At 71.9% G+C, this 13,108-nt stretch carries 15 protein-coding genes; 4 read left to right on the top strand and 11 right to left on the bottom strand.

Going from position 1 to position 13,108, the window contains the following annotated elements:
- Positions 1-5: 5 nt before the first annotated feature.
- From A3G1_RS0120860 to A3G1_RS0120840, 5 genes are all read right to left on the bottom strand, one after another.
- The gene (locus A3G1_RS0120860) at positions 6-518 is read right to left on the bottom strand and encodes a hypothetical protein (RefSeq protein WP_018351429.1); all 513 of its coding nucleotides are present in this window, start codon (positions 516-518) and stop codon (positions 6-8) included.
- 133 nt (positions 519-651) lie between these two features.
- Positions 652-1,167, bottom strand: a complete 516-nt coding sequence (locus A3G1_RS0120855; protein ID WP_018351428.1) for a hypothetical protein — start codon at positions 1,165-1,167, stop codon at positions 652-654.
- Positions 1,168-1,293: 126 nt separating this feature from the next.
- Complete coding sequence (locus tag A3G1_RS0120850; protein WP_018351427.1) at positions 1,294-3,738, bottom strand: FtsX-like permease family protein; 2,445 nt, start codon at positions 3,736-3,738, stop codon at positions 1,294-1,296.
- A gap of 8 nt (positions 3,739-3,746) precedes the next feature.
- Complete coding sequence (locus A3G1_RS35930; protein WP_018351426.1) at positions 3,747-4,448, bottom strand: ABC transporter ATP-binding protein; 702 nt, start codon at positions 4,446-4,448, stop codon at positions 3,747-3,749.
- The gene (locus tag A3G1_RS0120840; protein ID WP_018351425.1) at positions 4,445-4,687 is read right to left on the bottom strand and encodes a hypothetical protein; all 243 of its coding nucleotides are present in this window, start codon (positions 4,685-4,687) and stop codon (positions 4,445-4,447) included. Before A3G1_RS0120840 ends, A3G1_RS35930 begins: the two co-directional genes overlap by 4 nt.
- Before the next feature lie 184 nt (positions 4,688-4,871).
- Here A3G1_RS0120840 and A3G1_RS0120835 point away from each other — a divergent pair, with 184 nt between their 5' ends.
- Positions 4,872-6,101 (top strand): sensor histidine kinase, encoded by a 1,230-nt coding sequence (locus tag A3G1_RS0120835; RefSeq protein WP_018351424.1) that lies wholly within the window; start codon positions 4,872-4,874, stop codon positions 6,099-6,101.
- On the top strand, positions 6,089-6,742 hold the full coding sequence (locus A3G1_RS0120830) for a response regulator transcription factor (RefSeq protein WP_018351423.1): 654 nt from the start codon (positions 6,089-6,091) through the stop codon (positions 6,740-6,742). Before A3G1_RS0120835 ends, A3G1_RS0120830 begins: the two co-directional genes overlap by 13 nt.
- Positions 6,743-6,764: 22 nt before the next feature.
- Here A3G1_RS0120830 and A3G1_RS0120825 read toward each other — a convergent pair whose 3' ends face one another.
- The 3 genes from A3G1_RS0120825 to A3G1_RS0120815 all read right to left on the bottom strand — a co-directional run bounded on the left by A3G1_RS0120825 (position 6,765) and on the right by A3G1_RS0120815 (position 8,856).
- Positions 6,765-7,055 (bottom strand): hypothetical protein, encoded by a 291-nt coding sequence (locus tag A3G1_RS0120825; protein ID WP_018351422.1) that lies wholly within the window; start codon positions 7,053-7,055, stop codon positions 6,765-6,767.
- A gap of 97 nt (positions 7,056-7,152) precedes the next feature.
- Entirely contained in the window at positions 7,153-8,091 is a 939-nt protein-coding gene (locus A3G1_RS0120820) for an SMP-30/gluconolactonase/LRE family protein (protein WP_018351421.1), read from the bottom strand.
- 159 nt (positions 8,092-8,250) lie between these two features.
- Positions 8,251-8,856 carry a hypothetical protein gene (locus A3G1_RS0120815; protein WP_018351420.1) on the bottom strand — a complete coding sequence of 202 codons (606 nt, stop codon included), beginning with the start codon at positions 8,854-8,856 and terminating at the stop codon, positions 8,251-8,253.
- Positions 8,857-8,991: 135 nt separating this feature from the next.
- Between A3G1_RS0120815 and A3G1_RS35925 the strand changes: the two genes are divergently transcribed.
- On the top strand, positions 8,992-10,596 hold the full coding sequence (locus A3G1_RS35925) for a sugar ABC transporter substrate-binding protein (RefSeq protein WP_051110606.1): 1,605 nt from the start codon (positions 8,992-8,994) through the stop codon (positions 10,594-10,596).
- Between the two features lie 73 nt (positions 10,597-10,669).
- Here the strand turns inward: A3G1_RS35925 and A3G1_RS0120805 are convergent, their stop codons facing one another.
- From A3G1_RS0120805 to A3G1_RS0120795, 3 genes are all read right to left on the bottom strand, one after another.
- The gene (locus A3G1_RS0120805) at positions 10,670-10,924 is read right to left on the bottom strand and encodes a hypothetical protein (protein ID WP_018351419.1); all 255 of its coding nucleotides are present in this window, start codon (positions 10,922-10,924) and stop codon (positions 10,670-10,672) included.
- Positions 10,925-10,956: 32 nt separating this feature from the next.
- Entirely contained in the window at positions 10,957-11,205 is a 249-nt protein-coding gene (locus A3G1_RS0120800; RefSeq protein WP_018351418.1) for a hypothetical protein, read from the bottom strand.
- A gap of 106 nt (positions 11,206-11,311) precedes the next feature.
- Positions 11,312-11,680 carry a glyoxalase superfamily protein gene (locus A3G1_RS0120795; RefSeq protein ID WP_026212341.1) on the bottom strand — a complete coding sequence of 123 codons (369 nt, stop codon included), beginning with the start codon at positions 11,678-11,680 and terminating at the stop codon, positions 11,312-11,314.
- 78 nt (positions 11,681-11,758) lie between these two features.
- On the opposite strand from A3G1_RS0120795, the gene A3G1_RS0120790 reads away from it, so the two are divergent.
- Complete coding sequence (locus A3G1_RS0120790; protein ID WP_018351416.1) at positions 11,759-12,979, top strand: MFS transporter; 1,221 nt, start codon at positions 11,759-11,761, stop codon at positions 12,977-12,979.
- Positions 12,980-13,108 lie beyond the last annotated feature (129 nt).

Genomic DNA, 13,108 nt, shown 5'->3' with positions numbered 1-13,108 from the left:
CGTGACTACGCTTCGTCGCCGGTCGCGCGGCGCCGGCGCAGCAGCACCAGGGCCCCGGCCCCGGACAGCGCCAGTGCCCCGGCCCCGCCAGCGGCCAGTGTCATGTCCATGCCGTGGGACGTCGCGCCGCCGCCGGTTTCAGGAGCGCCGGCCGGCAGGATGGTGATGGGCTTGGAGATCGCGTCCGCGTCCCCGCACTTGACCCACACCTGGCTCGGTCCCGGTGCCAGGCTGCCGGCGTGGACACCGGTTCCCTTCTTCGGCACGGTCAGCGTGCCGCGCAGCCGCGCCCCGTCGCGCACGAGCGAGGCCCGGGCGGAGGTCTCGCCGAACTGGCCGCCGCCGAGCCAGAATCCACCAGCCTCGCAGCCCTCGACCAGGATGGTCAGCGTGCCGCCGAGTTTCACCGTGGCCGGCGAACTGAAGATGGACGGAGCCGCCTGGGCTGGGGCCGCAGCCAGACCCACGAGGGCCGCCGTGCCGCAGGCCGCCGCAGCCAGGGTGCGTGTAACTCGCATTGCCACTCCTCGTTTCACCGCGTGTCGCGGCACCCCTGCGGTCCGCGATCACACAGAAAACGCTACGGTCCGTACCCTCCAATGAGGAGGGTACGGACGCGCTGAGGTCCTTACAGAGCAGTGACGCGCACGGTTACGCCGACGGGCTGGCCGGGCGGCGCCGGCGGAGCAGCACCACGACCCCGGCTCCGGCCACGGCGAGCGCTCCGGCTCCACCTGCTGCCAGCCGCACGTCGATACCCTGGGAGGTCGCTCCGCCGCCGGTGCCGGCAGCGCCGGCCGGCAGGATGGTGATGGCCTTGGACGTCCTGCTCTCGGGCCCGGTGCACCTCACCCACACCGTGCTCGGACCGGGGTTCAGGTGGTCGCCGTGCCACTTCGGCACGCTACGGGGGACGGTCAGCGTGCCCTTGGAGAAGCCTTCGCCCGCGTAGGTGAGCGTGCCACGGGCCGGGGTCTCGCCGGACTCACCGCCGCCCAGCCAGAAAGTGCCGCCCGAGCAGCCGTTGGCCTGGACGGTCAGCGTGCCGCCCAGCTTCACCGTCGCCGGAGCGACGATCACCGGATTAGCGAGGGCTGGGCCCGATGCCATCGCTACCAGGGCCCCTGTGCCGGAGACGATCGCTGCCAGGGCGCGTACAACCCGCATTTCTTTACCCCTCGTGTACCTGCTTCGCGGGACCCCCGTGGCCCGCGATCATGGAACGCACGTTATCAGTACATATCGAGCAAATAGTGCGACTCGCTGCCGGCTGGCGCGCCCTCGGTGCGGGCGTCAGGGCCGGAGTGCGCGGCGGGCCGCCGCGGTGACCGACACATAGGACACCGTCAGTACCACCGCGCAGACGGCGGGGACCAGCCACCACGGTCCGGGGGCGATCGGGGTGCCGAGCAGGCCGGTACCGAGGAAGAGGAGCGGGAGTGCCGACAGGCCCAGGCCTGCGGCACACGCGCCGAGCCCCGACCACATCGCTTCCTGGCGGGCGACGGCGCGCAGCTGCGGCGGTGTCGCCCCGGCGAACCGGAGCGCGGCGAACTCCTCGCGGCGCCGGGCCGTCGCCGCGACCATCGAGTTGGCGACACCGAGCAGGACGTAGGCCAGCAGTGCGCCGACCACGACCAGGTTGAGTGCGACGTGCGGGTTGACCTTGCCGGACTTCGGCGTGCCTTCCGTGACCACGATGCCGGGCAGCCCGGACAGGGCAGCGCGGGCCTTCGCCGCGTCTACCCCGCTGACCAGGACAGCCGCGAACTGGTCGCGGGCCAGGCTCAGGCCGGGGGAGACGACCATGTCTCCGTAGCCGAGCTCGCGGCCGTAGATGGCTGCCACGGTCGCCGTGACCCTGCTGCCGTCGGCGCGGATCAACGCGTGTTTGCCGCCGACATCGAGGCCCTGGAACCGGGCGAAGCTCGCGCCCACCGCGATGGAGTCGCCGGTCAGGCCGGTCATGGCCCCCTCGCGGACATCCAGGTCCACCAGGCCGTCGGCGTCGGAGCCGAGCACTGTGACGGGATAGCTGTCCACGCGGTCCTTGCCCTGTTCCTTGAACGGCCACAGCACCGTGGTCTGGTCCCGCACCGCCACCTTCGCACCGGTGACACCACGGAGCTGGGCGAGAGCCTGAGCCGGCACGCCACCCAGGCCCGGAGCCGTCACAGTCAGCGCGCCCCGGGTGCTCGCCGCCAGCTCGGTGTCGTGCCCGTGCTGTGGCGTGGTCTGGACGAAGGTGTACGTGATCGCCAGCGTCACCGCCATCGCGAGCCCGGTCAGCGCCCCGGATCCGCGGCTGGCGTACGCGGCGAGGTTGTGCAGTGCCAGCCAGCCGGGAGCGCTGCGGTGCTCTGCCCGCCGGGCGAGCCAGCTGGCCGTGGCCCGCAGCAGCACCGGGCCGGCGACGGTCAGGCCGATCACCGCGACGATGCCCGCCGTGGCGGTACCGGCGACGGCCACCAGGCTCCGGGACACCAGCGGGACAGCCGCCATGCCCGTGGCGAGCACGATCAGGCCGAGGCCGGTCCAGGCACGGACCTTGGACGGCGACTGTGGTTCCGTGGCCGTCGCGGCGACCGCTTCCGTCGCGGGCAGCCGGGACACGCGCATGGCGGCACCACGGGCGGCGAGCTGGACCACGAGCAGGAACAGCGCTGCCGTCACCAGCGCGGGGAAGGGGCTGAGTACCAGCGGCAGCTCGGCGGGGATGACGCCCAGCCCGACGAACCAGTCCCAGGCGCGGCCGGCCAGCAGGTACCCGCCGGCGATGCCGAACGGCAGCACGACAGCCGCCGCCAGGGTCGCCTGAGCGGCCGCGAGCCGCCGGACCTGACGCGGCGTGGCCCCGACAGCCCGGATCAGCGCGAGGTCACGGCTCTGCCCGGCCACGTGCACGCCCAGCGCGCTGAGCAGCACGAACCCGGCGATCATCAGGATCACGCCGGCCAGGGAACCGGACAGGGCGATCAGCGTGCCCCGGCCGGTACCCGCGGCGACCGACTCCAGGTCGCCCCGCGCGTCTCCGGTGGCCACGCGGAGGTCCGTGCCGGACAGCGCGGTACGGATCCGCCCGGCCAGCGTCTCGCCGCTCGTGCCCGGGGCGGCCCAGACGGCGATCAGGTCGACGGCACCGGCCCGGTTCGCGAGGCGCGCGGCTTCGGCGTCGGAGAAGTACAGCCCGGGCGGAGGTCCATTGAGGACGGAACTGATCCGGTACGTGCTCCGGGTACCGCCGGTCACCACGTCGAGGGTCGCGCCGACGTGGACGCCCAGCCGGGTGGCGGAGGCCGCGTCGAGGGCGAGCTCGCCGGTGGCCGCTGGGGGCCGGCCGGTCATGGCTGGCGTGGCGGGAAGGGCTGCCGAGGACCAGCCGTGGCCTTCGGCGGCTGGTACCGGAGCGCCGTCGCGGATTGGTACGGCCGGGAAGGTCAGGTCGCCCACGACGCGGGATACGCCGGGGAGTGCGGCGAGCTGGGTGACCACTGTGGACGGAACGGGGGCGCGGGCTGGCAGGGGTACATCGATGTCTTCTTTCTGTGCCACCTCCTGCGGCGCGGCGATCAGGACATCCGCACCACCCAGCCGCCCGGTGGGAGCCTGGCCCCGCAAACCCGTCTCGCCGAGACTCACGGTCGCCGTGACGGCGAACGCTCCGATCAGGACGGCCAGCGCCACCGCGACCAGGCTGCCGGCCCTGCGCCGGGCTGTCGCCCAGCAGATCGCACCCATCTCGCCCATCATGCGGCAGCCCGCACCGGGGCGCGGTGGCCTGCGGCCACGTGGGTGATCCGGCCGCCGGCCATCGTGACCACGCGCCGGGCCCGGCCTGCGGCACGGAGGTCGTGGGTCACCATGATCACGGTCTGGCCGAGGTCGTCCACCAGCGATTCCAGCAGGTCGAGCACGCTGGCCGCTGTCACAGAGTCCAGGGCGCCGGTCGGCTCGTCGGCGAACACCACAGCCGGCCGGGCCACGAGGGCCCTGCACACGGCGACCCGCTGCCGCTGCCCGCCGGACAGCTCCGACGGCGCGCGGTGCAGCAGGCCCGTCAGGCCGGTGCGCTGCACGAGGCCAGCCAGCCAGGCACTGTCAGGCCTGCGCCCGGCCAGCCGCAGCGGCAGGGTGATGTTCTGCTCGACGCTCAGGGAGGGCACCAGGTTGTAGGACTGGAAGATGAAACCGACCTGCTCCCTGCGTACCTTCGCCCTGCGCGTCTCGTTCATCCGGCTGACCTCGGTGCCGCCGATCACGACCGAGCCGGAGGTCGGGGTGTCCAGCCCCGAGGCGCAGTGCAGCAGCGTGCTCTTGCCCGAACCGGACTGGCCCACAACAGCGAGGAACTCGCCGCGCTGCACCTGCAGCGACACGTCGTCCAGTGCGGTCACGCCGCCCGGGTAGGCCCGGGTGACCGAGCTGAGGACGACCGCGTCGGCGTTCATCGCTTCCGCCCTGCGCGCCCGGTGACGTGCGACACGACCAGCCCGGCAGCGCAGCATGTTGCCAGCGCGCCGGCCGCGAACGTGAAGACCGAGTGCCCGGTCACGGAGCCGGCCACGTTGATCGCCGTCGCAGGGACCAGCGTCACCCACAGCACGACTCGGAGGAGGCGGTGCCGGACGGCGGGTTCCGCCGGGCGGGCCGGCGCTGGGGCCGGGGCGAGACGGTAGGGGTCGGTCATCGATGCTTCCCATCGCTGTGAGTAACGGCTTTCCGATACCCATGACGCTAGGGATCCGGGCCCGCCGGCCCAATGCCACCAGCTACCGGGCCCAGGTACCCCCTGCTGTACTTCTCCGGTCGGCCCCGGCACTCGTGAGCCCCCGTCACGTACGGTTGCCCCGCACAGCCGAACGGAGTAGATCATGAACAGCACGCGGGCGTACCTGGCTGCCCGGGCCGCCGAAGGCGCACAGGCCTGGTGGCGGCTCGCCAAGGGCCTGGTGACCGGCGCGCTCGCCCTCGGCATGCTCGTCGTGCTCGTCTCGGTGACGACGACGGCGCTGATGACCGTCGGCCTGCCGCTCGTACCGGTCGCCCTCGGCCTGATGCGCCGGGTGGCCGACCGTGAACGCCGGCGGCTGGCGATCCCCAGCCCCCACCAGCCGCACCCGGGCGGCTGGCTGTCCCGGCTGCGCGGCACGATCACCGACCCGGCCACCCGCCGCGACTGCGGCTGGCTGGCCCTGCGGGCGCTGCTGCTGTTCCCGGGAGTGATCGTCGTGGCGCTGCCCCTGGAGGTGGTCAAGAACCTGACGTTCCCGTTGTGGTGGTCGGTAGTCCCGCCGGACCAGGCGCGGGGCGCCCTCGGCATCCCGGTCACCACGTGGACGGGCGCCTTCGCGATGATGACGGCCGCGCCCGTGTGGCTGCTGCTGGGCTTCGTGCTCACCAGGTACCTGGTCGGCCTTCAGGACAGCATCGGCCGCCGGCTGCTCGGTGTGAGCCCCGGCGTCGACCTGTCCACCCGGATCACCCAGCTCACCGCGACCCGCGCGGCTGCACTCGACGCGCACGCCGCCGAGCTGCGCCGCATCGAGCGTGCCCTGCACGACGGCGCGCAGAACAAGCTGGTCAGCGTGGCGATCCTCGCCGGAGCCGCCCGCCGCGCCGTGAACCGCGATCCGGCGAGCGCCGACGCGATGCTCGAACGCGCCCAGGCCGCCGCCGAGGAGGCCCTGGCCGAGCTGCGTACCGTGATCCGGGGCATCCTCCCGCCGATCCTCGACCAGCGCGGCCTGGATGGCGCACTCGCGGCACTGGCGGCCGGCAGCCCGGTACCGTGCACGGTCAGCGTCGACGTCCCTGTCCGCTGCCCCACCTCCGTGGAGGCCACGGCGTACTTCGTGGTGGCCGAGGCCCTGACCAACACCGCCCGGCACAGCGGGGCCGCGAACGCCGCGGTCGGTGTCCGCCGGGTGGGCGACGTCCTGGAGATCGAGGTCAGCGACGACGGCCGGGGCGGGGCGACCGAATCAGGTTCGGGGCTGGCCGGGCTGCGGGGGAGAGTCGCGGCACACGACGGGACCCTGGCCGTCTCCAGCCCGGCGGGCGGGCCGACAATCGTCCGCGTGGAGCTGCCATGCGGATCGTGATCGCTGAGGACGACACCCTGCTGCGCCAGGGCCTCTCCCTCCTGCTGGAGGGCGAGGGTTTCCAGGTGGTTGCCGCGGCCGGCGGGCCGGAGGAGCTGCTGGAAGCCGTGAGGGAACACCGGCCGGACGTGGCGGTCGTCGACGTGCGGATGCCGCCCACCCACACCGACGAGGGCATCCGGGCCGCCGTGCGGGCCCGGCGCGAGCAGCCCGGGCTGGCTGTCCTGGTGCTGTCGGCCTATGTGGAGCAGAGCTTCGCCACCGAGCTGCTCGCCGACGGGGCGAGCCGGATCGGTTACCTGCTGAAGGAGCGCGTCGGCCGCGTGGAGACGTTCGTGACCGCGCTGCGCCGGGTGGCCGAAGGCGGCACGGCGATCGACCCGGAGGTCATCGCGCAGCTCTTCGCCGCCCGCCGCTCAGGCGACGGGCTGGACCGGTTGTCGGCCCGCGAGCTGGAGGTACTCTCCGCGATGGCCGAGGGCCTGGGCAACGCGGCGATCGCCGAGCGGCTGTTCGTGACGGACAACGCGGTGCACAAGCACATCCGGAACATCTTCGCCAAGCTCGACCTGGCCCCCGACGACCGCCAGGACCGGCGCGTCGCGGCCGTGCTCCGCTACCTCGAAGGCAACCGCCGCTGACCACAGTGGACTATCACTGCTGTCACCCACCGCCCCGCCGTGGATCGATCGCGTCGGCCGGGCCGGTGACGACGACGGCGGGGAGCACGGGCTCCCTGGGGTCGTAGGCCGGCACGTGCCGCAGCTCGGCGGCCGTCGTGTTGAGCCGGACCATGCGCGTCTCGTGGTCGACCGCCAGGACCACGCTCGCCGGGAACGCGATCTCGTGCCCGGCCGCGCCCTCGAAGTCGATCTTCACGACCAGGACGTCGCTGCCGATCCCGGCCCCGCGATCGGTGCACTCACCGAGGAATCCGTCCAGCGTGACGGCCATCAGATGCCTCCCGATCGGGCCTGCTTCTTTCCTGGTACCCGATGGGGACGGCCGGAAAACCGCGGCGGGCACGCCCGCCGCGGTCGGAGTACCCGTCCTAGCCGCAGACCCGCCGCACCTTGAACGGCATCCGGGCCGGCAGCCCGGCGGCCAGGCTCAGCACCTGGCCCTCGGTGACCCAGGTACCCGTCCAGGTCCGCACGAGCGCCGTCGGCTCGTCGAGCCCCTCGGCGACGACGGTCTTGGTACCCGTCGCGACGTTCACGCGCAGCAGCCGCCCGGTCAGCTCGACCATCATCAGCTCGTTGCGGTTGAGCATCCGGATGCCGTCGGGGCCGGAGAACCGTTCAGTGAACGGGATCTCGGCCGCCGGCAGCGCCGAGCCGTCGCGGGCGATGCCGACGCGCAGCAGCTGCCCGGTACTCACGTTGCTCGTGTAGAGGGTCGACAGCCCGTCGAAGGCGATGCCGTCGATCTGGAGGCCGGGGCCGCCCGGACCCGTGAACAGCGGATCGGCCGACCACATCGACAGCGTCCCGCCGGTCGCCAGCCACGGGTTCGCCGTGTGCAGCTTCCACAGCCGGGCCGGGCGCTGCGGCACGGCCGTCGGGTCGGTCGCGTCCGTCACGTACACGTCGCCCCTGGCGAGCACCAGGTCGGCGCACAGTCCCTCGTCGGGGATGGTGTAGCTGGCCTTCATCGCCCCGGTACGCAGGTCGAAGGCCCGGAGCATGAAGGCCGCCTGGTAGGACGGGTCGACGGAGCACGCCCACAGCACGCGGCGCTCGGGGTCCACGGCCACGCCGCCGACCCCGATGTTGACGTCTTCCGGTACGAAGATCTCGGCGGTTTCCGACCCCGGCCGGAACCGGACGATCTCTCCGCTGATCAGGCTCGACACGTAGAGCGTGCCGTCGGGGGCCGCGGCGATGCTCTCCGGATAGAACTGCGAGCCGGGCAGGACGAGCACCTGCCCGGCGGAAACTTCGGTGGCTGGCTGCCCGGCGGCGGCGACCGTGCCGGGTGCCGCTGCCATGACGGTGACGCAAGCGAGGGTTATCAGTCTCTGGACGGCGTTTTTCATGCGCCTCTCCACTCTCATCGGTCCACAATTGGGGCACTAGTGCAGTGCCGGGCATCGACGGAGCGGACTATAGCAATATTCAGATGTCTGAGTCTTTCGTGGAGTATGCCGTTACTTCTTGATGTCGACGTGCATGATGAACTCGACCGCCTCGACGTGGACGAACAGGTTGCCCTGCCACTTGCGCGTGCCGAGCGTCGCGCCGATGTTCCCCTTGCCCAGCGCGGCCTTGTCCTGCGGCGGGGCCGAGCGGAACTGTGTGAGCGACGGGGCGGCACCCTGCCCGAGGTTGCTCGCCGCCGTCCACTGTGCCTGGAGCTTCGCGTACTCGGCCGGGGTGAACGCCTCGCCGTAGCCCAGGTACACCTCGCCGCCGAAGATGTAGCGCTCGACGCAGGTCCGCAGGATGTTCTGCGTGTGCTGGTCGTTGAACCGCTTGTCGCCGTTCATCGCGGCGAGCAGCGTCGTCCACGCCGGGCTGACCAGTGCGGTGCGCGCCGCGCGGTTGGCGGCCCGCTGGATCTCCTGCCGGTCGCCGAGCAGGGTGTCCTGGGCGACCTCGATGCCCTCGTTCCGGTCGCAGGCGATCCTGACCGTGGCGTCCCACTTGGTCTGCGTGGTCCACTGCATGTCGTAGTCGATCGAGAAGCAGTACTCCTTGAGCAGCTGCTCGGCTTCCTGCTGGCTGGCGGCGAAGGCCTTGCGCTTCGGTTGCATCGGGTGACCTCTCCATACCGGGCGGTGAGAAGCCAGCATGTCGCGCGGCCCAGCCCCCGGCAGTCGGTGATCGGGGCCCGCACTGTCGGCTACCCGACGCCGCCTGGCCGCCGGCCTGGCGATAGCGTGCTGTGAATGGACCTCGCGGGCGGAGCAGCTGACTGGCCGGCCTGGATATCCGCCATCGCCTCCGTGCTCACCCTCCTCTTCGCGGCTCTCGCCGGGTGGGTGGCTTTCCGGGTGTACCGGATCGAGTCCCGCCGCGACGAGGCGGCGGCCGCCGACCAGAGCGACCGGGCCGCGCAGGCCCGCCGGGCACAGGCCGCACTGGTCTCCGCCTGGTGGGGCAGGCACAGCAGCCTGCCGGGCATCTTCGTCCGCAACGCCTCAGAGGTCCCCGTCTACCAGGCCAGCGTGAGCCTGATCGACCCGGTGGGTGTCGGGCTCGCCGAGGTCGTCGAGCTGCCAGTTGTCCCGCCGGCCGATCAGCCGGTCTTCCACCCCGTCATGGGTATCGGCGGCACGCCGCGCGTCGTGTTCGGCTTCACCGACGCCGCCGAGCGCCGCTGGATCCGGGACCAGCGCGGCGGCCTGCACGAGAGCGACGACGCGCTGACGGTGTTCGCGGACCTCAACCGGTCGGCGGTGCTGCTGCCGCTGCTGGAGGAGTTCGGCAAGACACGCGGCGTGCGGGTCAGGGTCCGGACGGCGCACTGGGCGAATCTGCGGACGGAGTTCCTTGCGGCGTGCGCGACCGGTACCGCGCCGGACATCCTGATCGGCGCGCACGACTGGGTCGGGCAGCTCGCGGGGGAGGGGCTGATCGCGCCGATCGACCGCGTACCGGACGCCGCGAAACTCTTCGACCCGCTGGCCCTGCGTGCCTTCCAGCACGGCGGCGAACTGTACGGGCTGCCGTACGCGATGGAGAACCTCGCACTGATCCGCAACACCGCCCTCGCACCCGAGGCCCCATCCTCCATTGAGGACCTGATCGAGACCGGCGGCCGTCTCGTACTGGCCGGCCGGGCCACGGACGTGCTCGCGATCCCGATCGGCCCGTCCGGCAACCCGTACCACCTCCAGCCGCTCGTCTCGGCCGGCGGCGGGTACCTCTTCGGGCGGCTCGCGGACGGCACGGCCGACCTCACGGACGTCGGCCTGGACTCGGCGGCCTCGCTGGCCAGCTTCGAGCGGATCAGGGCGCTGGGCGAGGCCGGGCGGGGCGTTCTGCGCCGTTCGATGCTCACCCGGCAGGCGCAGGCGCTGTTCACGTCCGGCTACGCCCCGTACCTGATCTCCGGCCCGTGGGCGCTGCCGGCGATCGAGAAGGCCGGCACGCCGTACGCGGTGTCGGCGCTGCCCGGGTACCAGGGCGGCCAGCCCGGCGTGTCCTTCCTCGGTGTCCAGGGCTTCCTGCTCGCCGCGCAGGGGCGGAACAGGACGCTGGCCGCGGAGTTCCTGGCCGGGTACGCGACCAGGGCTGACGTCGCCCTCGCGCTGTACGAGGCCGAGCGCCGCCAGCCGGCTCTGCTGTCCGCGCGGGCCAGGCTGGGGACCGGCGGCGCGATGGCCGGCTTCGGCGCGGCGGGCGCTGGAGCGATCCTGATGCCGGCCAGCGCCGCGATGGCCGAGGTCTGGGAGATCCTGGGCGAGGCGGAGGCTGCCGTGATCGGCGGAGCCTCCGTACCGTCCACTGTGGGCGATGCCGCGACGCGCATCCGGCGGCTCGTACCCTGACCGTGGTGCTTGCGATTCCCAGGGACCGGGGAACCACAAGGACTCACACGCACTCACGCGAACTCGTAGGGCGCTACGGCGACGGGGCGATCCACAGCTCCGAACCGCTGGACGTGGTCAGGCAGTAGAAGTTGTTCCACCACACCTCGCCCGTCTCGGGGTCCGGCGTGGAGCCACGGAAGCCGGCCCGCAGGCAGTAGGTGTCGCTGGAGTAGGTCGACTGGTACACGTAACCGGCTGGGACGGGGCCGGGCGCGGCTGCCGCTGGTGCGGCGAGGCCACCGAGCACAGCGGCACCGGCGGCCGCCACGGCGAGCATCCTCTTCATCGTTCGCTCCGTTCTCGTGTTCCGCAGAGGGCCTAGCCGTAGATCCACAACTCGGAACCGCCGGACGTGGTCAGGCAGTAGAAGTTCGTCCACCACACCTCGCCCGTCGCGGGGTCCGGAGTGGCGCCACGGAAGCCCGCGCGGGCGCAGTGGGTATCCGTCGGATAGGTCGCCGAGTAGACGTAGCCCTCCGGTACCGGACCGGGCCACGCCGAGGCCGGGGCGGCGGAGAAGCCCAGTACGGCCGCCCCCGCGACCGCAATCGTTAGAATTTTCTTCATCGTTGCTGCTCCCTTGAACGTCTGAGTGTGAGCAGCCTATGGAGATGCCTGTCGATGCGGCAAGAGGTGGAAGCCGTCATTGGCACACGGGTACCGGCGCCACTGTCTACTGGGGAGGCTCCACCAGCCTGAGCCGGTTGCCGAACGGGTCGAGCAGTTCGAGGCACAGCCCGATCTCCGACTCGTCGAGCCCCGGCCGGAGGTAGCCGTAGTCCCTGGCCGTCAGCTCCGCGTGCAGCTCCCGCACGCCCGTCGCCTCCACGTACGCCGTCGAGCCGGGCGTCGCGTCCCCGTGGTGCTCGGACAGGTGCAGGACCAGCCCGCCCCGCGAGACCTGCATGTACACCGGCGCCACGCCGGGGAAGCGGTGTTCCCAGTCGACTGTGAACCCTGCGTAGCCGACGTAGAACTCCCGAGCCTTGGCGAGATCGAAGATCCTGAAGATGGGAACGGTCCGGTGAAAGGTCACAGCCATGCCGACCATCGTGCAGTGTGGCAGAGGCCACCACCAGCGAGCACGCGGCGAACATGTACGCAGGGTTAACGTGCTTCCATGATCAGCCTGCTCCCCTCGCACGCTGCCACCCGTTCCCTCATCTACAGCACGCTCGCGGCCTCGGTGTCGCGCGGGCTTTTCGTCACGATCAGCATCATCTACTTCACGAAGCAGATCGGGCTCACCGCCACCCAGGTCGGCCTGGGCATGACGATCGCGGCCGTGGCCGGCATGTTCAGCGGCGTCCCGGCCGGCTACGTGGCCGACCGCGCCGGCCCGCGCGGGATCGCCGTCCTCCTCGGCGTGATCAGATCCGCCTTCCTGCTGCTCTACCTGGCCGTGGACAACTTCCTTTTCTTCGTACTGGTGGCCTGCGCCATCGCCGTCTTCGACGCGGCGGGCGGCGCGGCACGGGGAGCCCTCCTGGCCTCCGTGGTGCCGTCGGAGGACCGGGTGAAGGCCCGCGCGATCCTCCGCTCGGTGACGAACGTCGGCTGGGTCGCCGGAGCCGCGGCGGCCGGCGTCGCCCTGCACTACAACACCTGGACCGCGTACGCGGCGATGTTCGTGATCTGCGCGGCGGCCTCCCTGGCCTCCGCCCTGCTCAACCTGCGCATCCCGGCCGTCGCCCCGATCCCGCGCGCGGCGTCCGGCCCGAAGCTCGTCGTCCTCCGCGACCGCCCGTACCTGTCCCTGGCGGTCCTCAACGGCATCCTCTGCATCCACTACGGCATGCTCAACGTGGCCGTACCGCTCTGGGTCTCCGAGCGCACCAACGCCCCGGCCTGGGTGATCGCGGGACTCGCCGCCACCAACGCCACCGTGGTCGTCTTCCTCCAGATCCGCGCCAGCCGGGGTACTGCCGACGTCGACGGCGCGGCCAGGGCCCAGCGCGCCTCCGGCCTGCTCCTTCTCGGCGGCTGCCTGCTCTACGCGCTCGCCGCCGGGCAGCCGGCCTGGGTGGCGGCGGCGTTCCTGTTCGCCGGCGCGCTGGTCCACGTGGTCGGCGAACTCCGCCAGGCGGCCGGCTCGTGGGGCATCGCGTTCGGCCTGGCCCCCGACCACGCCCAGGGCCAGTACCAGGGCCTCTACGACACCGGCTTCTCGCTCGCCAACATCATCGCGCCGGCCCTGCTGACCACGGTGGTGATCGGCTGGGGGTTCGGCGGCTGGCTGCTGTTCGGCGTGATCTTCGCGGTGACCGGGCTCGCGGTGCCGCCGGTCGCGCGGTGGGCGCAGCGCACCCGGGTACAGGAAAAGGAACTTGTGCCGGCCTGATAAGCCGGCGGGTTAATTCCGAACGCAAAATGAGCAGCGCCCTGACAATCCACACTGGATAGTCAGGGCGCTGTGCCTTTTCCGTCCTCCGAGCCTGGCTGCTCGGCCGAAGGGAACGATCACGGCACT

It is taken from the genome of Longispora albida DSM 44784 (assembly GCF_000379825.1).
GTDB classification, from domain to species: Bacteria; Actinomycetota; Actinomycetes; order Mycobacteriales; family Micromonosporaceae; genus Longispora; species Longispora albida.
Note: the sequence above shows the minus strand (reverse complement) of the source record. Positions and strands in the feature narration are given on the sequence as shown.

Bases quoted from the DNA above. Each gene is read 5' to 3' on its own strand.
- A3G1_RS0120800 (WP_018351418.1), bottom strand. From the start codon at position 11,205: ATGAAGAAAATTCTAACGATTGCGGTCGCGGGGGCGGCCGTACTGGGC.
- A3G1_RS0120840 (WP_018351425.1), bottom strand. From the start codon at position 4,687: ATGACCGACCCCTACCGTCTCGCCCCGGCCCCAGCGCCGGCCCGCCCG.
- A3G1_RS0120795 (WP_026212341.1), bottom strand. From the start codon at position 11,680: ATGGCTGTGACCTTTCACCGGACCGTTCCCATCTTCAGGATCTTCGAT.
- A3G1_RS0120860 (WP_018351429.1), bottom strand. From the start codon at position 518: ATGCGAGTTACACGCACCCTGGCTGCGGCGGCCTGCGGCACGGCGGCC.
- A3G1_RS0120805 (WP_018351419.1), bottom strand. From the start codon at position 10,924: ATGAAGAGGATGCTCGCCGTGGCGGCCGCCGGTGCCGCTGTGCTCGGT.
- A3G1_RS35925 (WP_051110606.1), top strand. From the start codon at position 8,992: ATGGACCTCGCGGGCGGAGCAGCTGACTGGCCGGCCTGGATATCCGCC.
- A3G1_RS0120855 (WP_018351428.1), bottom strand. From the start codon at position 1,167: ATGCGGGTTGTACGCGCCCTGGCAGCGATCGTCTCCGGCACAGGGGCC.
- A3G1_RS0120820 (WP_018351421.1), bottom strand. From the start codon at position 8,091: ATGGCAGCGGCACCCGGCACGGTCGCCGCCGCCGGGCAGCCAGCCACC.
- A3G1_RS0120830 (WP_018351423.1), top strand. From the start codon at position 6,089: ATGCGGATCGTGATCGCTGAGGACGACACCCTGCTGCGCCAGGGCCTC.
- A3G1_RS0120790 (WP_018351416.1), top strand. From the start codon at position 11,759: ATGATCAGCCTGCTCCCCTCGCACGCTGCCACCCGTTCCCTCATCTAC.
- A3G1_RS0120825 (WP_018351422.1), bottom strand. From the start codon at position 7,055: ATGGCCGTCACGCTGGACGGATTCCTCGGTGAGTGCACCGATCGCGGG.
- A3G1_RS0120835 (WP_018351424.1), top strand. From the start codon at position 4,872: ATGAACAGCACGCGGGCGTACCTGGCTGCCCGGGCCGCCGAAGGCGCA.
- A3G1_RS0120815 (WP_018351420.1), bottom strand. From the start codon at position 8,856: ATGCAACCGAAGCGCAAGGCCTTCGCCGCCAGCCAGCAGGAAGCCGAG.
- A3G1_RS0120850 (WP_018351427.1), bottom strand. From the start codon at position 3,738: ATGGGTGCGATCTGCTGGGCGACAGCCCGGCGCAGGGCCGGCAGCCTG.
- A3G1_RS35930 (WP_018351426.1), bottom strand. From the start codon at position 4,448: ATGAACGCCGACGCGGTCGTCCTCAGCTCGGTCACCCGGGCCTACCCG.